The sequence below is a fragment of the Pontibacillus salicampi genome (genome assembly GCF_042434395.1).
Lineage (GTDB): Bacteria > Bacillota > Bacilli > Bacillales > BH030062 > Pontibacillus > Pontibacillus salicampi.
The window spans coordinates 66909-86261 of the sequence record NZ_JBHLTP010000003.1 but is presented as its reverse complement, the minus strand read 5'-3'; the positions used below and the strand labels follow the sequence as shown (position 1 = coordinate 86261).

Here is a 19353-nt window from a genome sequence, read left to right as displayed (position 1 = left end):
TTGTACACATAGGAACGTCTGGAATATATATTCCAGACGTTATTCTTTGTATATATATACAAATTAACTAGTATAGGCCTGACAGACATCCTTCAAGTCTGAAATAACATTCTCCATTTCATCCCAAGAGTAAATCGTTGCGCCAGAAGCCATTGGATGTCCTCCACCATTATATTTAGCTGCAACTTCGTTAATTACAGGTCCTTTCGAGCGGAGACGGACACGTATTTGCTCCTCTTCTTCTACAAAAATAACCCAAGCAAGAATTCCTTCAATATCCCCAAGCACACCAACCAGCGCAGATGTTTCAGTAGCGGTAATATCATATCTTTCTAATAACTCTTTGGTTAATTGTACTGTGCTTAAACCAGAATCAGATACAGTAAAGTTTTGTAATATATATCCTTTTAACTTGGCTATTTTGTGGCTCGTCCTATACATTCCATCGTAAAGAGAAGAACGATCAAAATCATAAGCCACTAGCTCAGCTGCAATTTGAAGCGTTCGCTTGGTAGAGCTAGGAAATAAAAAGCGGCCCGTATCCCCTACTATACCAGCATATAATAGGCGAGCAGCTTCTTCAGACATTGTTAATGGCAGTCCCGCTTCTTTACTATAAGCATACAGTTCGTACACCATTTCCGATGCAGAGCTAGCCGTCGTATCTACCCATTGAATATCTCCATAGGCGTCCACTTCAGGGTGATGATCGATTTTAATTAGCTTACTGCCTTGATTATAGCGCTGATCGCTTATTCGAGCTTGATTAGCTGTATCACATACGATGATAAGGGCATCTTGGAACACGTCATCCTCTATTGTATCCATTGTAGATAAAAAGCTTAAGGACTCCTCCGCTTCCCCTACTAAGTGCACTGTCTTGTCTGGATATGTATTTCGGATTAGCTCAGCTAAACCACTTTGAGAACCAAGTGCATCCGGGTCAGGTCGTACATGCCGATGTATGATAATGGTATTAAATTCTTGGATCGTTTTAATAATGGATTCTTTACACATATTGGGAAACTCCTTTGTCTGTTTGATTACTATTTAACCATATCAGGAAAAAAATCGGTAGCATATTTTTCTAAATATAGATACAATAGAAAAAGTTACGGTTACAAACGGAAAGGTTGATAAACATATGGTCATCTTCCCTATTATTATCGTGCTCTCTTTTGTTATTTACTTTTATTTCAAAGTAGCTATATGGCGTAGGAAAGATCCTCTCACTCAAGAGTACACCAACGCCAAAGCCCGAATTGCTCTTGGTATTTTCATGACGGCGTTTGGAATAAATCAATATGCTGCCCTTCAGTCCAAGTTAGCTTTATATATTTGTATTGTTTTTCTTCTTTTTGGGGTTACCCAATTAGTATATGGATATAAAACTACACGGTTTTACGGTAAACAGCTAAAAGAGAGAATGGAGCAAGAGAGTACTTCATAGAGAATCCTGGCAAGTGCCAGGATTCTCTTTTTATATACGGTTACACAACCTATAGCTTACTAATAGTATGAAGGCAGCTTATCGGTCGATAAGCTGTGCCATAATAAGCGCCTTCCCTACTAGCGCTTCTTCATTAAATACTTCCACATCCACTTTAGCTACTTTTCGCCCGACCTCCAGTATCCTTGGCTTAATTTCCAGCATGCTTTCTAATTGAACTGGTTTAATAAAGTAAACAGATAGATTCTCTACTACTAGGTCTCCCTTTTTATGTTGATGAAGCAGCCTGCTGCCTGCTCCGATTACTAAAGAGGTGAAGACCCCATAGGAAAGGGTACCCAGCTGATTGGTCATTTGCGGTGTAACCTCTGTCTGGTACATTGTTTCCTCATTTTCATCAACGGTTTCGACTAATTGACCTGTAGCAAGGTCGTCTATCGTTTCGCCAACTTGAGGCTGTCGCTGTAAATGCTGTAGAGCTTTTAAAACATCCTGACGTGAAATGAGCCCCTGAATTTTCTGATTCTGATTTACAACCGGCATTACTTCGATGCCTTCCCACACCATAATATGAGCTGCATTAGCAAGGGATGTATTAGTTTGTACGGTCATTGGCTTTCTGGTCATCACCTTCTCTACCAGCATGTTACGGTCTTTTCCGATAATATCTTTAGAAGTAACCATACCGACCACTCTCATTTGATTATCGACCACAGGGTAACGATTATGTGTAGTACGTTCATTCATTTCGTGCCATTTCTCTACTCTATCATCGGTGTAAAGGAAAAAGGAGTTTTCCAGCGTAGTATAAATATCTTCGACCAAAACGATTTCCTTTTTGATCATTTGATCATATATAGCTCTGTTTATCATCGTAGCTACTGTGAAGGAATCGTAGCTAGAAGAGATGATAGGCAATTCCTTTTCATCCGCTAACCGCTTCACATGTTCATCTGTGTCAAAGCCACCTGTGATTAAGACAGCAGCCCCTTCCTGAAGTGCCAACTCATGAGCGTTTGTTCTATTCCCAACAATTAGAAGAGACCCTGCTTCTGTGTAGCGCATCATGGCATCTAATTTCATCGCACCGATTACAAATTTATTCAGTGTTTTATATAGCCCTGCTCGTCCACCAAGAACCTGTCCTTCCACAATATTAACTATTTCCGCGAAGGTTAAGCGCTCAATATTATCTTTCTTTTTTCGTTCAATCCGAATGGTACCTACCCGCTCTATGGTACTTACTAATCCTTGATTTTCCGCCTCTTTAATGGCACGATAAGCCGTTCCTTCGCTTACTTGAAGGACTTTGGCAATACCGCGCACGGAAATTTTATTTCCAACCGTCAACGACTCTATGTGTTCTAAAATTTGTTCGTGTTTAGTTGCCATTCATTCACCAATCTTTCCTTTGGAAACTGTACTAGTCTATATGGGGTCTATTGTTATTATACAGATGAATGAAATGCGCTTCAATTTTTTCCATGAGATAGTTGCTTTTTGCCTTCAAGAGATGGCTCTTTAAACTTAGGTGGACTCGATAGTTGCAGTAGCAAGGCAAGATTTCCACCAGCTACTAATACGAAAAATACCATCCAGCCTATCCAAAAATAATTAGCCAGTGTCTCACCCTGTACCCTTAAGAAAGGCCATGCCATATATAACAAGAAACAAGCAAGCAGTAACCGAAGTAGTGCATTTTGTCTCATTATCTTTCCCCCTTAACGATAAAGAACCTCGTCCTAATGTATGCACACTTCACATAAATAATGCGTAATCATCCTTATTCAGCAATAAGCTTTTCTTTTCCGTTGCTCTGGTAACGACCTTCACTTAGTGTGAAACCGCAGGAGGCGTTGCTATTTCCTACCACTCAACTCGGTTACAGGTTAACGATTCTCATAAAAAGAGGCTGACGCTCTAGTAGCGTCAGCCTCTTTAATATTTCATTTATAAAGATATAGTTTCTCCGACTTCCATTACCTTACCTGTGTTATTTGCTAATGAATTAGCAAACGCCTTCCCATCCTGGTTTATGAGCGGGAAGGTATTATAATGGACAGGAACAACTTGCTTTGCTTGAATCCAATCAGCTGCAAGGGCAGCATCTTCTGGTCCCATAGTGAAATTGTCTCCGATTGGCAGGAACGCCAGATCTATGTCATTGCGTTCACCTATTAGCTTCATGTCAGAAAAGAGACCTGTATCTCCTGCATGATAGATAGTTTTGCCATTATACGTAAAGAGGATTCCAGTTGGCATTCCTGTATACACAATTGTTCCGTCCTCTTCTGTATAGGCAGAACCATGAAACGCTTGTGTGAATTTCACTTTTCCGAATTCGAACTCATGAGCTCCACCAATATGCATCGGATGAGTATTTAACCCTTGATTACCAAGATAGGTTGCTAGTTCGAATGGTGCCACTACGAAGGATTCATTGCGTTTCGCGATATCTACTGTATCTCCCACATGATCGTTATGACCATGGGTTAGTAGAATGATGTCTGCTTGAACAGTTGATGCATCGAGATCACAGGTTTCATTTCCTGTAATAAAAGGATCGATTAAAATAGTGTGTTCGTTTGTTTCCACTTTTACGACTGAATGTCCATGATAGGATACGTTCATGTATAACCCTCTCCTTTATGTTGTTTATGATCTATTGATACAATTCAATAGACTCTCCACTATTCCTCTACCCGTTTAATAGTCCTTCCATGCTTGTTCATATAATTCAATTAAATGCGGCTCAATTAAAGTATTTGGTTTCCATTGTACTCTAGATCCATTTTTATCTATTATAGAGTCCTCATCTTTACCGAAAAAAGTAAGCGAGGGAATCATTTCTGTCGTTAAGAAATCAGTCTCCACCGTTACCTCTAGACGTTCCTTTTCTATTGGCTCCCTGCTTGCGAGCACAAAGCCCCAATTACCGAAGCTTGGGATATCCACATGAAAATTCTCTACTTTGAGTCCTGTTGCTGCTATTGTTTCAGTTATTGTCCAATACACAGAGGTTGCAAACACAGGGCTGGTGGATTGCACCATCATCGCTCCATCCTCTGTTAGATGATTTCGCAGCAGGGAGTAGAATTCTTTTGTGTAAAGTTTGTTTAGACTTTCATTGTTCGGGTCAGGTAAGTCTGAAATAATAACGTCATACCAATCATCTGTTTGCTCGATATACTCGTATGCATCCTTGTGTACAACTGTAACCTTTTCATTTTGGAGTGACCCTTTATTCAATTTCAATAAGTGATAATTCGTGTTAGCTAATTCCGTTACTCTGGGATCCAGGTCAACCAGCGTGATAGAATGGATAGACTCATATTTCAGTAATTCTCTTACAGCCAGCCCATCTCCTCCGCCCAATATCAATATGTCCTTAGGTTCTGGAGCATGGGACATTGGAAGATGGACTAATAGTTCATGATAACGATGCTCATCCGATGAGCTGAATTGAAGAGCACCGTCTAAATACATGCGGGTATCGCCTTGTTCCTTGGTTAACACAATTCTTTGATAAGCCGATTCCTCTGTATGAATAATCGGGTCCTTGTATAAGTTCTTTTCGAAGGAATAGGCTGCTGCCTCCCCAAAGAACACTCCCCATATCAATCCAGCTCCAATTATCATACCAACTGCTGCCAATTTCTTAGGGTGGTTAATTTCTTTACGAAAGAGGTACAGTACTGTGAAAGCAACTCCTAAATTAATACAACCAACTACAAATGCACTCTGGACCATTCCCATTTGCGGACGAAGCAGGAACACGAATAAAAGACCACCAATTAATCCTCCCGCATAATCTGAAAAAAGGACACGGGCTGTGCTTTTATTTAGCTCCACTCCTAGTTCATTTGCTTTACGAATGAGAATCGGTAATTCAATTCCAGTTAGGCCGCCTACTAGAAAAGTAACCATATATAAATAAAATGCATCTGCACCACCTGCACTATAGGCAGTTACACCAAACATAGTCAGACTAGCGAAGCCCCCAATGAGAGCAACCGCATATTCCACCATGACAAACCGCGTTATTAAATGTCGGTTCACCCGTTCGCTTAAGGAAGCACCTACCCCCATCCCAGTTAAAAACAAGGATATGGTAAGGGTATATTGCTTAACGCCATCCCCTAATATGTATGAGCCTAATGCTCCAAACAAGACTTCAAAAATAATACCACAAATGGACACTATACCTGATGCCCAATAGATAATTGTACTCTTTCTTCTAGCAGTCGCATCCACGGGGTTCTCCCCTCCATTCCAAACCTTCGTTTATTACAAATAGTAAATCCCGCTACCATAAGCAGCAGGATTTGTTGGTTTCACGTATTAGGTAATAGAAGCTCCTACGACAAAGGCCAGCCCAATAGATACGCCCATGGAAACAATTCCCACAGCGATATTGTTTTCATGCAATTTCTCCTCCACAGAGAATTTACGGGTTAGTCCTTCAAAGATTAAGTAGGCTAACATTTGCAGCACAACACCGACAGCTCCCCAAATCAAGGTATCCCATATTTGCAATGAATTATAAATGGCAAAAGATAAAATAATACAAATTCCGATAATCTTTCCTGAAACGGACAATGCTACTGCTGTATTACCATTTTGAATTTCTTCCCAGTCTTTATACTTTCTTGTCAGATTTTCAAAAATAACAAGTCCAACGACAACCACTACAATAGCTGCAAAGAAAAATAACAACGTAAAAATTAAATCTTGCATATTAGTCACTCCTATCTAATCTATATTTACTTACCAGTACTTGGACCGCCACCTCTTGTACCAGAGGATCCACGGATGCCTCCTTGAGATGGGGCTTTATATTTACTTGCTGAATATCCACCATAACAACTGCCAGTCAAACAATTATTTTTTCGCTTTTTATGCCAGTCATCTACATCTAAAACCTCATCCAAAATCCATAGAGCTAACAATCCATCAAAGAAGTCTGGAGAATAATTATTCCGAACAAACTGATCGGATGCAATCTCCATTAAAACAGCATCTTCATTCTGCTCACTTTGCTGCAGCGTAATAAAGTAATCCGGGTAAATAAGCACCTTTTTCCCTTCCTTATTATCACTTTCTCTCTCTGGCTTGAATTGTTCTGTGACAATAGAGGACACTTCATCTATTGTAAACTGCCTTGTCACATAAATACGAGCTTCATCATTATTGTCCCCTTTCACATTATCAAATAATGGGAATGTACTGGACACCAGCTCCTTCGCAGAAGCATAACTCTTTTGCTGAATGGTTTGTTCAATACTGCTTTTCTCCGGTTCATCAGGAAATTCATATGTATCACTTCCAGAAATTCCACTATTTGTATTTGTGAAGCTTCCCTGAGCACAACTTGTAATAAGAAGCAGCATACTTAATAGAAGTGGCAGAAATGCTACCTTCCTTGTCATTTATGACTCCCTCCTTTCCTTACAAACAGACACAATAAAGGATTGGCCTCCAAATGGAGACCAATCATCTACAGATTATCTCTTATTCTTTCCCTAGCTTCTTTTTTAAGGCAGCCAATTCATCATCTACGCCATTCTTTTCAAGCTTCTCAAATTCATCATCTAGAGATCGACTAGACTCTGATAGATCTTCACTTGTTTCGGCTTCTGCTTCATACTGCATTACCTTTTCTTCCATTCGTTCAAAACCATGGCGCGATTCATCACTATTAATCCCTGACATAGTCCGATTCATTTTCGTACGGGTTTTAGCAGACTCAGCCCGTGCTTTTAAGGAATCCTTCTTCAGTTTCATCTCTTGATATTCTTTCTTCATCTCATCAAGCTTCTGACGAAGAGAGCTTGAATCTGCTTTTGCACGATCATAAGAGTCTTTTAAGGAGTTTGCCTGCTCCTCTTGATTATTTTTATCCTCCAAAGCTCTTCTCGCTAGATCTTCATCTCCTGCTTCAATTGCCTTTTCTGCCTGCTGCTGACGTTTTTCCACAAGAGCATGAGCATCATCATATTTTCGCTTCAGCATTTTTTCATTAGCTATTTGTTTAGCAACAGCACTTTCGGCTTCTCTGATATCCGCTTCCATATCCCGCATAAATTGATCAAGCATTTTCACTGGGTCCTCTGCTTTATCCAGCATAGCATTTAATTCAGAGTTAACAACTGTTCCTACTCGTTTAAAAAATTTAAACATGTAATATCCTCCTTTTATTGTGAACCTGCAATAATGGATACTTCAAATTCTTGAATGGCGTGCCCTACACTAACTTCTATTTCAGAGCCCCACGTTTCCAAGCTGATGAATTTCTCTTCAGTGTCATCTATATAATCGGCGTAGTGTGTAGTTCTGCCATTAATATTCTCGCTTCTTCCCTCTCCTGTAACACGCGCTTCCCCTTTTTCCTCTAAGTAGTAAGTTATTCCCTCATACTCCAGTTTTTCAGGAAAAGGCTTTGATACTTGTAAGGGAATGCTCCGATAGATTCCAAGCTCTAGAGATTCATCCATTTCAGCAGCGAGCCAGAGCGTATTACGTCCTTCTAATAATTGATAGGAATACCATTTATAGGAGCCATCCTGATAGATTATTTTCCCTACTACCTCATAATCCACAAGATCATAGGTTACAATATCCCCTATCTTAATGTTTAAAGGGGTTCGTTCTGTAACGGACGAGTTGTTGTTCGACTTTTTGTTTGAAAACAGCTTAGAAAACCATCCCATGCATTCACCTCTTTTCTATGTGACTTTCGTTTCAGTAATGTATTACGTATGCGTCTTAAGAAACGTTTCACTTTTTTAATATTTTGATGTATTTTTTGCTCGTGGTAAAAAAAGATTGATGAGGAGTAAGCAAACGGCACTTTTGTATGGAACAGCTATGGTAGGAGAGACATAATTAGGTGGACAAGCATTTGCTTGTCCACACACTCACGTTAATAAGGTATGGGCATCGCAATAATTCAAACCATGTGCTTCAGCTACTGCTTTAAAGGTAACAAAACCGTCTAGCGTATTAATTCCTTTTAATAACGCTTCATTGTCAGTACATGCTTTCTTATAGCCTTTCTTAGCCAACTGAAGGGCATATGGAACAGTTACATTTGTTAGGCCAATAGTAGAGGTTCGAGGGACAGCACCAGGCATATTAGCTACCGCATAATGAAGAACACCATGTTTCTCATAGGTCGGATTATCATGTGTAGTAATACGATCCGTTGTTTCGAAAATTCCACCCTGATCAATGGCAACATCTACAATCACAGACCCATCCGGCATTTGTTTGACCATATCCTCTGTAACTAGCTTTGGTGCTTTAGCGCCTGGAATAAGGACAGCACCGATAACTAAATCTGATTCTTGTAATGCTTCTGTTATATTTAACGGGTTGGACATCAATGTATTAATAGAAGAACCAAAGATATCGTCCAATTCTCTTAAGCGCTCTGGATTGAGATCGATAATGGTTACATCTGCACCTAATCCCATTGCTATTTTCGCAGCATTTGTACCTACTACTCCTCCGCCTATTACCGTTACTTTCCCTCTTCTAACACCCGGAATACCACCAAGGAGAATTCCCATCCCTCCTCGAGACTTTTCGAGGAATTGGGCACCAATTTGAGAAGCCATCCGCCCAGCTACCTCACTCATCGGTGTTAACAAAGGCAGGGTTCCTTTGGCTGACTGTACAGTTTCATAAGCAATACTAACTACTTTACGTTCAATAAGCGCTTTGGTCAGCTCTGGCTCTGCTGCTAAATGAAGATACGTGAAAAGCATGAGGCCTTCATGGAAGTATTCATATTCTTCTGGCAGGGGCTCCTTTACCTTCATGACCATTGGATGTTCCCATGCCTCTTTTGCGGTAAAAACTATAGTTGCACCCGCTTCTATGTATTCCTGATCTGTAAATCCTGACCCAGCACCAGCTGAAGTTTCTACATATAATTCGTGGCCCGCATCCTTCAGCGTCATGACTCCCGCTGGCGTCATCGCTACACGGTTTTCATTATTTTTGATTTCTCTTGGTATGCCTATTTTCATTTGTTACACAACCTCCCAGTATAAATCACCTTATTAGCATCCCCTGTTCAGATGAAAAAGCACGATTATTGTAAGCCTTTTCATTGTAACAAATTCCCTTCTTTTATCCTATCTATTTTTGCTTGCGATACTTGTGAATAACATCAACACCTCCTGTTACCTCCATTATGGTTCCAGTAATCATATCAGAATTATCATTACACAGGAACAGGATTGTTCTGGATATATCTTCTCCTGACCCAGGTCTTCCAATTGGTGTGTGTGGGTCATGATGCAATCTACTATCGGCTATAGCGCCTTCTTTCAATTCTCCTTCAATCTTACCAGGACATACCATATTAACGGTAATTCCATTTTCCGCTTCTTCATAAGCTACTGATTTTGTTAAGGACACTAACCCTGTTTTCGCAGCAGCAAATGCAGATCGATACACCCAACCTGGTGCTGTATTGGCATCTTGAAATCCATAATTAATAATTCGTCCGAACTGTTGATTTCTCATGATAGGAACCACTTTCTTCATAAGATGAAAAACAGCATCTAGGTTACCTCGAATCATATCATCCCATTCTTGTTCCCTATAATCCATCAACTTCTTTCTCTCAAAAATATACGGGCCGGCATTGTTTACAAGCACATCAATGCGTCCAAACACCTCCATCGCTTGATCTACTAAGGAGATAAGATCATTTTTCTTAGTTACATCAGCTTGTACACATTGAATACGGTTATGAAAGGCAGGGTATTTACTCCATAAGGCCTCTGCCTTTTCCTTATCCTGACGATAAGAAATGGTGACACTATATCCAGCTTCTATAAACTGTTCTGCTACTTTTCTCCCCAATCCCTTTGAGCCTGCTGTTATTAAGGCATGTCGCATCAAACTTTCCTCCTTACTAATTTACAATACTTCCATTATTTATGTACAATGAGGTGAGCTGAAGGAGTGAGTCAAATAAGTACATCAGAGCGAGCTATCCAATCAAAAGTCATAGAGACCATGGGATTAGAGGCAGTACCTTTCTCCTTGAGAACTACACCGTGGTACAGATATATGTTTATTCAGATTGCTATCTCTGCCAACGCTGGAAACTTTCTTATCCCTGCCCTTGCTGTATTAGAAGGTGGACTCTCGTTCACTTCTGCTATTGCAGCTACAAGTGTTGGCGCTATTATTGCATTTATATTCGTTTCCTATTTATCCTTACCTGGCGGGAGATATGGACTCCCTTCTCAGTATGCCATTCGAACGATGCTTGGCGGGAAAGGTGCACGATTTCTCGCCTCCCCTATTCGCAGTCTTACGTCCTTATACTGGTTTAGTGTCCAGACCATAGGAGGGACCTATGTCATTCAACAACTTATTGTAAGGTTAACAGGTACAGAGTATCCATTTTTAATGCTCTCTATCCCTATATCCCTCATCATGATATTACTGGCTATCATCGGTTTTGAAGCAGTAAAAAGAGCCACTACGTATTTCCTTCCTCTCTTATTAGCCGGGGAAGGGACAATGCTATATATCTACTTTACTACATCAGAAAGCAATCATTCATTATTTACGCTTACACCAGAAGGAGGACACGGTTCCTTTTCCGCTATGGCCTTTTACGCAAGTCTTGCCTTTGTTCAATATATTTCTGGTGTAAGTGCATCAGCAGATATGACAAGATATGCAAAGTCTCCTCGTCAAGGGGCCATTGGATTAATGCTTGGGAATAGCTTCGGTTTTATGCTGACGGCGATTCTTGGCAGCGGCTCTGCTTATTTATTCGGGGAATTAAATCCTTACGTTTCTGCCTCCGAGCATACTAGCATACCTATTTTTATTGCTATTATTACAGCGACAGCTATCCTATCAATGCTATCCATCAATATGAGTAATGCCTATACAGGAGGATACAGTCTGTTAAATACGTTCCCCTCCCTTACCAGGCTGCAGAGCGCTCTCCTATTCGGTATATTTGGAATATCGTTCAGCTCTGTTCCGGCATTAGTAAATGAGGCAGAGCAATTTATCTCGGGCTTGGGAGGGCTGATAATACCTATCTCAGCTGTAATAGTTATTGATTTCTTATATGTTAAGCGTAGCAGCATTTCAAATAGTGATTTACTCTCCATAAATGAAAACAACCGGATAAGTATTCTCCCCCTCATCTCCATTGGTCTCGGGACTATTTGTTATTTTGCTTTGCCCGTCGCCATATCACCAGGATTTATCACCTTTGTCCTTGTAAGTATTTTGTATGGTTTGCTTGCAAAAGCCAAATGTAAAAGCTCATCTTCCTTCGTTTAGGAGGAGGATGAGCTTTTCCTTTTACTTCATTCGTTCTTGACGAGAACCTTTTTTATCGGATTGTTTAGGTGGGTCAAATTCTTCTATTACACCACTTTGATAACTTTCTGAAAGCTGCTCAGACGTCATTTTTTCCCCGTCCGGATCAAATTGTAAGCCAAGTTTATTTTTTTCGCCCATTTTGGTGACACCTCCTTGTGATAGTATGTCACAAAACCTTCTGATTCTTCGTCACACCTTTTTCCATTTACCACCTTCCCCATGTTATAATAGAAAAAAGTGAAGGGAGAGAACCCATATGCCATTTGAATATAAACGAATTGTTGTCGCTATAGATGGTTCCGAGGCATCTGAACATGCTTTTGAGAAGGCTGTGGAGATTGCAAAACGAAATGATGCTACGTTATTTGTGTCTCATGTTGTGGATACAAGAGCTTTTGCAACAGTGGAGGCTTACGATCGTACCTTAGCAGAGCGTGCGGATAAATATGCAGCAGAATTACTGGCAAGGTACGAGAGAAAGGCTAAAGAAGCGGGCTTGCAACACATTCAGGTGGATATTGACTATGGATCTCCTAAAGTAAAAATCGCAAAAGAAGTCGCCCCAAAGTTCGAAGCCGACCTAATTATCTGTGGAGCAACAGGGTTAAATGCAGTGGAGAGGTTCTTTATAGGAAGTGTTTCTGAGCATATAACCCGGTATGCCAATTGTGATGTATTAGTCATTCGGCCAGATAAAGAATAGAAGCAAATAAAGAGAGAGCATCAATGGATGCTCTCTCCTTATTTGCTTCCTATATGATGTTTGTTCAGTTATCATTGGATTTATTGTTTTGGTCCTGGTTCAATTTCCATTTGTTAAATTCAAGAAATTCTTTAAATTGATCTTTCGTCACCCCTGAATGTTGAGCTTCTTTCACCAAATCAACCCAGTCCCGATCTAGATTTTCATCGTACTCATGAGGGTTATTACTATGTAGCAATTGTTCAAGAGGCACATTTAATACCTTAGAAATCTTCTCGAGAAATTGAATGGACGGGTTCTGTTGTAAATTTCGTTCAATGGAACTTAAATAAGACTTGGCCACGCCTGCTTTTTCTGCTAGTTCAGATAAGGATAACTTTTTTTCTTGCCTCATAGCTTTAATCTTTTCACCTATCATGGCACTTCACCTACTTCCTGAAATGAAGTATACCACATTTCGTTAATAGGTTTCATTCCATTTTTCAAACAATTCGTTTTAAAGAATATTATATCGATTCATTGCCTGTTTATTGTTCCCCGCCGCCTTCAAAAAAATGGATACTTCTTCTTTACTCAACCCCATTTCTTTGGCTTGCTTCATCAATTCAAGCCATTCTTGATCAAGTTCATACGTCTTAGTATTCATATCGCTCATATGGCCTCCTCCAAACCTGATTATTTCAGGTAGCCCAGCCGTCATGGTACCCTCTGTACGGTAGACCTGTGACTTTGCGACCCAGCCTTTCAGCTAGTATGCCTTTTTCTGAAGGACTTGTATGGAATTACTATACAGAACTTGTCTTAAAAATGATGTTGGAATTTGTCAGGAACATTAATTTTTGGAAAATTTTTTAAATGCCATAAAAAACTGTTATTAAATTAACTATATTATATACTGTTTCATAAAGTTAAGATAGTTTTATTAATACTTCTCCAAGCTCCAAATATTATCTTTGGTTATTAATTATTCAATATTACTGTCGATATAAAGAAGGGAAATTCAATTAACGGCAGCAAGGTTAGGTTGAAAAAGAAAAATGCTTCAATAAAGATTGCAGAGTACTAGAAGGCACACGTAGTGTTATTTTCTTACTTCTGTTACACAATGGTAAAGCTCTGGAAGGATAAGACGCTTCATAGCGAGAGTAACAGCTCCACTTGAGCCTGGTGCAGAGAAAATAACCGTCTCCGCTCTAACGCCAGCAATTGCCCTGGATAACATAGCTTTTGAGCCGATATCTTCCGTAAAGCTAAGCATGCGAAATAATTCTCCAAAACCGACCATTTCCTTCTCCAGCAACCTTCCTACCGTTTCAATCGTTACATCTCTCTTGGCTATACCAGTACCACCGCTTGTAATGATGACATCTATATGTTTATTCTGACAGCCTGCTAATACACTCTCTTCAATGGCTGCCTCTTCATCCTTTACAAGCTCGTAAGCAACAACATTATGGCCAGCACCCTCTACATATTCCTTTACAATCCTTCCGCTTTTATCGGTTTGCTCTGTACGTGTATCTGAAATAGTGATCACTTTACAATTTAGACCCACTCCATCTTTACTATCTATAGACATTATTCCCATTCTCCTTGCTCTAGTAAGTAACGATATTGATAAAACCTTAATGCAAACTCCGTAACCTGTCTCGTCAACTGATAATTGAGGGTAGCTCCTACAACCATGCTCACAATCGGAAGACCTTGAATCATTTTCTTTCTAAACATTAGAATGAACATGGACTTCATGCTTTGCTTCAATGGCTGTTCAAGCCATGTCTCATCTGTTAACGCATCCTCTCCTGCATATATAAAGGGAGAGGAGTAATGATTCAGCTCTTCTTTGAGTTGATCCCAAGCCCCTTTTTGTAATCTCTTTGGGAGGGTAGCAGCATGAAATATCTTAAGAGAAAGCATCATTTCATAGGGGTGATTTACTTCATAACCGAATGTAAGGCCTATTAACTGTACAGCTCGTAGATTTAAAATAATCATCATAGGAAAGTCCACTCCGAGCAGAAGATACCCTCCCGTGCCAGTTAATCCCCCTTGTGCAAAAGAGTACATCTTGCCTTTCGCAATATGTTGATACGCTAAATAGGTAAGCTGGTCAATGGATAATTCCTTCATATCCTCCAAATGTTCCACATCAGGCACAAAAATACGACCACTGGTGAGAATTCGTTCTCGCGCTTCATTTTGAAACGCAGTCCCTTGTATGTAGGAATGTGTATGGAATAACCATTGGTCCATGCGGTGGAAAAACGTTTTTTTATTCTTTCCCTTCATACTAGCAAATGCTTTTTGCATCCATTGTTCGTACAGCATCTCAAAGTCATTTGCCCTATAGTCCTTCCATTGATCTTCCCAATGCTTTATATCCTCCCACACTTTTTGCTCACTCACCTATAAACGCCCCCTAGTTCTTAGAGTATATATTTATTGTAGCTTATTTTCTTAGGTATGCGAACATGCGCAGCAAGGAATAAAAGATAAAACAAAAAAGCTGCCTACGTTATTATGCGCAAGCAGCTTTGTGTATCTATTTATTTTCTTCAATTAAACGAACCGTATCACGAGCAATCATAACTTCTTCGTTTGTTGGAATAACCATTACTTTTACTGGAGAATGCGGATAGCTGATAAATGCTTCTTCTCCACGGGTTTGGTTAAGAGCTGGATCCCAATATACACCCATAAACTCTAGACCTTTTAATATTCTAGCACGAATAGCATCGCTATTTTCGCCAATACCAGCAGTGAATACAATAGCATCCAATCCATGCATGCGGGCAGCATAGGAACCGATATATTTGTGAATGCGAGAGGCGAATACTTCAAGAGCTAGCTCAGAACGCTCATCCCCCGCTTCTGCTTTATCCTTAATATCACGAAGGTCACTGGAGAAACCTGAGATAGCAAGCATTCCACTTTCCTTATTTAAAACGTGAAGCACTTCTTCAGCTGATTTGCCAGTCTTCTCCATAATAAATGGAATTAACGCTGGGTCAATGTTACCTGAACGAGTTCCCATCGTAACACCTGCTAGAGGTGTAAAGCCCATGGATGTATCGACGGATTTTCCCCCTTCAATAGCTGCAATACTCGCTCCATTTCCAAGGTGACAGGAAAGAACCCGTAGCTGTTCAATCGGACGATTTAGCATTTCAGCAGCACGTTGGGACACATATTTATGGGAAGTTCCATGGAAGCCATACTTACGAATTCCATATTCCTCATAATATTCATAAGGAAGGCTGTAAAGATATGATTGCTCCGGCATGGATTGGTGGAAAGCCGTATCAAATACAACAACAGCCGGTACATTAGGCAAAATTTGTTGAAACGCACGAATGCCTGTAAGGTTAGCCGGATTATGAAGCGGAGCTAGGTCGGATACTTCTTCTATTTCCTTAATAACATCTTCTGTTACTAACGCAGAATCACTGAAGCGCTCTCCTCCATGTACTACTCTATGACCAATACCTTCTATTTCATCTAACGACTGAACAGCACCAGTACTAGTAAGTTTATCGACTAGAATTTCTACTGCGCGTTCGTGATTTGGAATATCTGTTACTGTTTTGTCTTTCTCGCCATTTATTTCAATTGTAAATACAGCGTCTTCTAAGCCAATTCGTTCTACTAATCCTTTAGTTACCACTTCTTCATTTGGCATTTCAATTAGCTGGAATTTCAAGGAAGAACTACCTGCATTAATTGCTAACGTTTTGCTCACTATTCTTCATCCCCTTATACTAGGTTCAAGTTTACCACTATCCATTTAAACACCCGTTATGAACCTTTTCAAGTCGCTTGTGAAATTGGCAACGCTTTCCGTCCAAAATCTTTATTTTCTCACAATTCTTACCCTCTATATTCTTTAAACCAAGCGTTGATTTTCTCAAGCATTTCATTCATTGCTTCAGCATCCGAGAAGGCGGGCAGCTTCGCTAATAATGCTTCCGTTGGCGCCTTGGTATGCGTACCTTTCTTCTGAAGAATTAGCACACTCTTTCCAAATTGCTCCTTCTTAAACATGGAATCCGGAAGCTGAAGTACACCTACGACGTGCACATGCTGCTGGAAATAATCGTGAAGCAGTTCAGATTGATCACTTTCAAATAAGAAGTTTGGTACTAAATATACACCAAAACCGCCTTCCTTCAGATAATTAATGCTTTGTTCCATCAACAAGTGGTGGGCAAAGGTATGGCCAGAAGGTGCTTTCATAGTAAATTTACTGGCTTGTACATCGTCAGGATAATACCCTACTGGAAGGTCCGCAACCACACTATCTACCGGCTCTAATAAGAATGGCTGTAAGCTATCCTGGTGAAAGAATTCCACGGATGTATGCTGCAAATCAGCATTCATTAAGGCTAGCTGTAATAGCGATTGATCTACATCACTACCATAGGCTTCCACATTTTTATCCAATTGATTAATAACTGCTGTTATTAAATTTCCGCTTCCTACAACAGGGTCAAATAACCGCAGCTCAGATAGGTCTGAGAGAAGCTTCTCCAAAATATATCCCATAAAAATAGCAACAGAGTCAGGTGTAATCATATGCTGCTGCTGAGTGTAGCCTTTCATCCCTTTTAATGTAGCAAGCTGAACAGCTTTACGTACCTCTTCCTTATTGTATTCCTCCAAGTTAATTACCGACAATTTATCATTCATGTACGCACGTAAATTATCACTATATTCCTCAGGAATTTGCTGCTCAAATAAAACACGCGCCGCCATCGGCAATAAATCTATATAAGGGTGGTCGTGTTCCTCCCCAATCTTCTCAGACACTTCATCTATCCAATTATATAATTGCTCTGTCATGGATTCTGTCAATTCATTAACCTCCTATCCTGTCTTTAACCTTCCCTATTCTAGCAAAAGATGATAGGTAGAATAAAGCAGAATACAATTTTTATTCCGTTTCACATTCAATTCTATCTCACAAGAAAGCCCGGCACGAGTGCCGGGCTTAGGTTAGCTTATTTTGCTTCTTGAGCTGCTTGAAGTGCTGCCTCATAATTCGGATGATCTGTTGCTTCGGGAACATATTCAGCATATACCACTTCATCTTCGCTATTCACAACAAATACGGCACGAGTTAACAAGCGCATTTCTTTAATAAGCACACCAAATGCTTCACCAAAATAAGCATCACGGTGGTCCGATAATGTGTCTACGTTCTCAATACCATTAGCTCCACACCAGCGCTTTTGTGCAAATGGAAGATCCATACTTACAGTAAGTACTTTTACGTTATCTAGCTTATCTGCTTCTTCATTAAATTTACGTGTTTGTGCATCACAAACTCCTGTGTCAAGAGATGGGACTACACTAATAAGCTTCACATTGCCTTTATAATCATCTAATGAAACCTCTGATAAGTCATTTGCAAGAACTGTAAATGCAGGAGCCTTTTCTCCAACCTTTACTTCGTCTCCTACTAGAGTTACTGGGTTGTTTTTAAATGTTACGTTTGCCACGATAATTCCTCCCTCATGATTATCATTCATTAGATTGTGCAGTTCCTATCAAAAACTGCCTCCATTTCTAATTATGAAGGCAGTTTTCCTATATGTCTAATCATATCCATTACCAGGAGTAATTTTGGTTCCCATTTCCTTCTCCGCCACTAGAGGAGGAGCGACCATTTTGGTGCTGGTCCGATTGATGTTTCTTACCAAGAGCTTCTTGAATCTTCTCCACAGCTTGAGGAGCAAGATCCAGTAAACGCTCATAGAGATGGGTATGCTCATCAAGATGAATCATCTTTACACCTGAAGTTTTATTCACAATTAGAAATGCGATAGGAGTAATTGAGACTCCACCCCCACTACCTCCACCAAATGGAAGCTCGCTTTCGCTCTGATTTCCTTGACCGTTGCTACCATTGTTTGATCGGCCTTGGTTCTGTCCATGTTTTTGCTGGTCCATGTAAAATTCACTACCACCTGCTGCAAAGCCGAATCCTACTTTCGAAACAGTAATGATTAAAGTACTGCCGTCTGGTGTTTCCACTGGATCACCAATTATGGTATTTACATCAATCATATCTTTCAAATTTTCCATTGCCGTGGTCATAAGACCTTGGATAGGATGTTCTGACATGATTATTCCTCCTTTAAGTAACTACGCCGTTTTTCTTCTCCACTTAGGTACCTTCCCGCGTGTGTACCGGACGATTTGAAATACTGCGAAAATAGCTTGCCCAAAACGAAACGAAATCATACACTCTAGTCTTGTATAGGAATGCGTTTGCTGAAAAAAAGGAGTCACCTTCATATCCGGTCTCGTTTTCAGCTGCATAAAATGAGAAAGCACTCCAACTACAGAGCCCTTAGCAGCCCAAATCGCCCCACATACCATTCCTGTAGTGCTGGCAGATGGTAATCCTACCTGCGTCTCCCATTGGAAGGAATGAATAGAGACTTTTCGTAGAAACCTTCTTATAATACGGTGCATCCCTACTACTCGTTGTAGAGCAGACTGAAACTCCTTTATACGATGCAGTATTTCTTTAGGGGTATAATTTTTACTTTCCTCTCCCTTATTCTGATTGCCCACTTCTGTCTTCTCTTCCGTTTTAATCGACATATCCTCTTTATCAAATGCAACTAATGGAATTTCTTTTTTTATTTTTACAAAATGAAGAAAGCGGAGCTCAAGCCTTACAAAATCCTTATCATCCTTATGTAGATAAAGTAACGATAAACGCAATTTAGACAGGATGATGATACAAAGATTTAAAATTAGAAATAAAATAATGCCAATCATCCACATACGTCACCCTCCTCACCTTCACAGTGTAAGCCAG

24 protein-coding genes and 1 riboswitch are annotated in these 19353 nt (G+C 40.0%); of the genes, 3 read left to right on the top strand and 21 right to left on the bottom strand.

Annotated elements, in window-relative coordinates; genetic code table 11:
- Positions 1-63: 63 nt before the first annotated feature.
- Complete coding sequence (locus ACFFGV_RS01880; protein ID WP_377344874.1) at positions 64-1017, bottom strand: DHH family phosphoesterase; 954 nt, start codon at positions 1015-1017, stop codon at positions 64-66.
- 127 nt (positions 1018-1144) lie between these two features.
- Here ACFFGV_RS01880 and ACFFGV_RS01875 point away from each other — a divergent pair, with 127 nt between their 5' ends.
- On the top strand, positions 1145-1450 hold the full coding sequence (locus ACFFGV_RS01875) for a YtpI family protein (RefSeq protein WP_377344873.1): 306 nt from the start codon (positions 1145-1147) through the stop codon (positions 1448-1450).
- Positions 1451-1528: 78 nt separating this feature from the next.
- On the opposite strand, the gene ACFFGV_RS01870 is transcribed toward ACFFGV_RS01875, so the two are convergent.
- From ACFFGV_RS01870 to ACFFGV_RS01825, 10 genes are all read right to left on the bottom strand, one after another.
- Positions 1529-2842: a DRTGG domain-containing protein gene (locus ACFFGV_RS01870; RefSeq protein ID WP_377344872.1), complete on the bottom strand. Its 1314-nt coding sequence runs from the start codon at positions 2840-2842 to the stop codon at positions 1529-1531.
- Positions 2843-2922: 80 nt separating this feature from the next.
- Complete coding sequence (locus ACFFGV_RS01865; protein ID WP_377344871.1) at positions 2923-3159, bottom strand: hypothetical protein; 237 nt, start codon at positions 3157-3159, stop codon at positions 2923-2925.
- A gap of 241 nt (positions 3160-3400) precedes the next feature.
- Positions 3401-4081 (bottom strand): metal-dependent hydrolase, encoded by a 681-nt coding sequence (locus tag ACFFGV_RS01860; RefSeq protein WP_377344870.1) that lies wholly within the window; start codon positions 4079-4081, stop codon positions 3401-3403.
- Between the two features lie 75 nt (positions 4082-4156).
- Positions 4157-5704: a polyamine aminopropyltransferase gene (locus tag ACFFGV_RS01855; RefSeq protein WP_377344869.1), complete on the bottom strand. Its 1548-nt coding sequence runs from the start codon at positions 5702-5704 to the stop codon at positions 4157-4159.
- 87 nt (positions 5705-5791) lie between these two features.
- Positions 5792-6187, bottom strand: coding sequence for a DUF350 domain-containing protein (locus ACFFGV_RS01850; RefSeq protein ID WP_377344868.1), 396 nt, complete (start codon positions 6185-6187; stop codon positions 5792-5794).
- A gap of 26 nt (positions 6188-6213) precedes the next feature.
- The gene (locus ACFFGV_RS01845) at positions 6214-6879 is read right to left on the bottom strand and encodes a DUF4247 domain-containing protein (protein WP_377344867.1); all 666 of its coding nucleotides are present in this window, start codon (positions 6877-6879) and stop codon (positions 6214-6216) included.
- An 82-nt stretch (positions 6880-6961) separates the two neighbouring features.
- Positions 6962-7630 (bottom strand): PspA/IM30 family protein, encoded by a 669-nt coding sequence (locus ACFFGV_RS01840; RefSeq protein WP_377344866.1) that lies wholly within the window; start codon positions 7628-7630, stop codon positions 6962-6964.
- A 14-nt stretch (positions 7631-7644) separates the two neighbouring features.
- Positions 7645-8160 carry a DUF4178 domain-containing protein gene (locus tag ACFFGV_RS01835; protein ID WP_377344865.1) on the bottom strand — a complete coding sequence of 172 codons (516 nt, stop codon included), beginning with the start codon at positions 8158-8160 and terminating at the stop codon, positions 7645-7647.
- A gap of 207 nt (positions 8161-8367) precedes the next feature.
- Positions 8368-9483, bottom strand: a complete 1116-nt coding sequence (gene ald / locus ACFFGV_RS01830) for an alanine dehydrogenase (RefSeq protein WP_377344864.1) — start codon at positions 9481-9483, stop codon at positions 8368-8370.
- Between the two features lie 112 nt (positions 9484-9595).
- Entirely contained in the window at positions 9596-10363 is a 768-nt protein-coding gene (locus ACFFGV_RS01825) for an SDR family oxidoreductase (RefSeq protein ID WP_377344863.1), read from the bottom strand.
- Positions 10364-10429: 66 nt separating this feature from the next.
- Between ACFFGV_RS01825 and ACFFGV_RS01820 the strand changes: the two genes are divergently transcribed.
- A complete protein-coding gene (locus tag ACFFGV_RS01820) occupies positions 10430-11779 on the top strand; it encodes a purine-cytosine permease family protein (protein ID WP_377344862.1) in 1350 nt (449 codons plus the stop codon).
- A gap of 21 nt (positions 11780-11800) precedes the next feature.
- On the opposite strand, the gene ACFFGV_RS01815 is transcribed toward ACFFGV_RS01820, so the two are convergent.
- Entirely contained in the window at positions 11801-11959 is a 159-nt protein-coding gene (locus ACFFGV_RS01815) for a hypothetical protein (protein WP_377344861.1), read from the bottom strand.
- Between the two features lie 118 nt (positions 11960-12077).
- Between ACFFGV_RS01815 and ACFFGV_RS01810 the strand changes: the two genes are divergently transcribed.
- Positions 12078-12524 carry a universal stress protein gene (locus tag ACFFGV_RS01810; RefSeq protein WP_377344860.1) on the top strand — a complete coding sequence of 149 codons (447 nt, stop codon included), beginning with the start codon at positions 12078-12080 and terminating at the stop codon, positions 12522-12524.
- A 64-nt stretch (positions 12525-12588) separates the two neighbouring features.
- On the opposite strand, the gene ACFFGV_RS01805 is transcribed toward ACFFGV_RS01810, so the two are convergent.
- The 9 genes from ACFFGV_RS01805 to ACFFGV_RS01765 all read right to left on the bottom strand — a co-directional run bounded on the left by ACFFGV_RS01805 (position 12589) and on the right by ACFFGV_RS01765 (position 19319).
- Positions 12589-12942 (bottom strand): helix-turn-helix domain-containing protein, encoded by a 354-nt coding sequence (locus ACFFGV_RS01805; RefSeq protein WP_377344859.1) that lies wholly within the window; start codon positions 12940-12942, stop codon positions 12589-12591.
- 78 nt (positions 12943-13020) lie between these two features.
- On the bottom strand, positions 13021-13179 hold the full coding sequence (locus tag ACFFGV_RS01800) for an anti-repressor SinI family protein (protein ID WP_377344858.1): 159 nt from the start codon (positions 13177-13179) through the stop codon (positions 13021-13023).
- 25 nt (positions 13180-13204) lie between these two features.
- Positions 13205-13292, bottom strand: a riboswitch (cyclic di-GMP riboswitch).
- Positions 13293-13605: 313 nt separating this feature from the next.
- Entirely contained in the window at positions 13606-14103 is a 498-nt protein-coding gene (locus ACFFGV_RS01795; protein WP_377344857.1) for a MogA/MoaB family molybdenum cofactor biosynthesis protein, read from the bottom strand.
- Entirely contained in the window at positions 14103-14930 is an 828-nt protein-coding gene (locus ACFFGV_RS01790; protein ID WP_377344856.1) for an EcsC family protein, read from the bottom strand. Before ACFFGV_RS01790 ends, ACFFGV_RS01795 begins: the two co-directional genes overlap by 1 nt.
- Positions 14931-15066: 136 nt before the next feature.
- Entirely contained in the window at positions 15067-16263 is a 1197-nt protein-coding gene (locus ACFFGV_RS01785; RefSeq protein WP_377344855.1) for an acetate kinase, read from the bottom strand.
- 128 nt (positions 16264-16391) lie between these two features.
- Positions 16392-17375 carry a class I SAM-dependent methyltransferase gene (locus tag ACFFGV_RS01780; protein ID WP_377344854.1) on the bottom strand — a complete coding sequence of 328 codons (984 nt, stop codon included), beginning with the start codon at positions 17373-17375 and terminating at the stop codon, positions 16392-16394.
- Between the two features lie 146 nt (positions 17376-17521).
- Entirely contained in the window at positions 17522-18022 is a 501-nt protein-coding gene (gene tpx, locus ACFFGV_RS01775; RefSeq protein ID WP_377344853.1) for a thiol peroxidase, read from the bottom strand.
- A 109-nt stretch (positions 18023-18131) separates the two neighbouring features.
- Complete coding sequence (gene ytfJ, locus ACFFGV_RS01770; protein WP_377344852.1) at positions 18132-18647, bottom strand: GerW family sporulation protein; 516 nt, start codon at positions 18645-18647, stop codon at positions 18132-18134.
- A gap of 21 nt (positions 18648-18668) precedes the next feature.
- Positions 18669-19319 (bottom strand): DUF2953 domain-containing protein, encoded by a 651-nt coding sequence (locus ACFFGV_RS01765; RefSeq protein WP_377344851.1) that lies wholly within the window; start codon positions 19317-19319, stop codon positions 18669-18671.
- Between the last annotated feature and the right edge of the window lie 34 nt (positions 19320-19353).

What these genes read in the sequence shown, in the direction of transcription:
- ACFFGV_RS01800 (WP_377344858.1), bottom strand. Translation starts at nt 13,179, where the DNA reads ATGAGCGATATGAATACTAAGACGTATGAACTTGATCAAGAATGGCTT.
- ACFFGV_RS01810 (WP_377344860.1), top strand. Translation starts at nt 12,078, where the DNA reads ATGCCATTTGAATATAAACGAATTGTTGTCGCTATAGATGGTTCCGAG.
- ACFFGV_RS01840 (WP_377344866.1), bottom strand. Translation starts at nt 7,630, where the DNA reads ATGTTTAAATTTTTTAAACGAGTAGGAACAGTTGTTAACTCTGAATTA.
- ACFFGV_RS01860 (WP_377344870.1), bottom strand. Translation starts at nt 4,081, where the DNA reads ATGAACGTATCCTATCATGGACATTCAGTCGTAAAAGTGGAAACAAAC.
- ytfJ (WP_377344852.1), bottom strand. Translation starts at nt 18,647, where the DNA reads ATGTCAGAACATCCTATCCAAGGTCTTATGACCACGGCAATGGAAAAT.
- ACFFGV_RS01875 (WP_377344873.1), top strand. Translation starts at nt 1,145, where the DNA reads ATGGTCATCTTCCCTATTATTATCGTGCTCTCTTTTGTTATTTACTTT.
- ACFFGV_RS01845 (WP_377344867.1), bottom strand. Translation starts at nt 6,879, where the DNA reads ATGACAAGGAAGGTAGCATTTCTGCCACTTCTATTAAGTATGCTGCTT.
- ACFFGV_RS01850 (WP_377344868.1), bottom strand. Translation starts at nt 6,187, where the DNA reads ATGCAAGATTTAATTTTTACGTTGTTATTTTTCTTTGCAGCTATTGTA.
- ACFFGV_RS01805 (WP_377344859.1), bottom strand. Translation starts at nt 12,942, where the DNA reads ATGATAGGTGAAAAGATTAAAGCTATGAGGCAAGAAAAAAAGTTATCC.
- ACFFGV_RS01765 (WP_377344851.1), bottom strand. Translation starts at nt 19,319, where the DNA reads ATGTGGATGATTGGCATTATTTTATTTCTAATTTTAAATCTTTGTATC.
- ACFFGV_RS01825 (WP_377344863.1), bottom strand. Translation starts at nt 10,363, where the DNA reads ATGCGACATGCCTTAATAACAGCAGGCTCAAAGGGATTGGGGAGAAAA.
- ACFFGV_RS01835 (WP_377344865.1), bottom strand. Translation starts at nt 8,160, where the DNA reads ATGGGATGGTTTTCTAAGCTGTTTTCAAACAAAAAGTCGAACAACAAC.
- ACFFGV_RS01795 (WP_377344857.1), bottom strand. Translation starts at nt 14,103, where the DNA reads ATGTCTATAGATAGTAAAGATGGAGTGGGTCTAAATTGTAAAGTGATC.
- ACFFGV_RS01815 (WP_377344861.1), bottom strand. Translation starts at nt 11,959, where the DNA reads ATGGGCGAAAAAAATAAACTTGGCTTACAATTTGATCCGGACGGGGAA.
- ACFFGV_RS01870 (WP_377344872.1), bottom strand. Translation starts at nt 2,842, where the DNA reads ATGGCAACTAAACACGAACAAATTTTAGAACACATAGAGTCGTTGACG.
- ACFFGV_RS01880 (WP_377344874.1), bottom strand. Translation starts at nt 1,017, where the DNA reads ATGTGTAAAGAATCCATTATTAAAACGATCCAAGAATTTAATACCATT.
- ACFFGV_RS01865 (WP_377344871.1), bottom strand. Translation starts at nt 3,159, where the DNA reads ATGAGACAAAATGCACTACTTCGGTTACTGCTTGCTTGTTTCTTGTTA.
- ald (WP_377344864.1), bottom strand. Translation starts at nt 9,483, where the DNA reads ATGAAAATAGGCATACCAAGAGAAATCAAAAATAATGAAAACCGTGTA.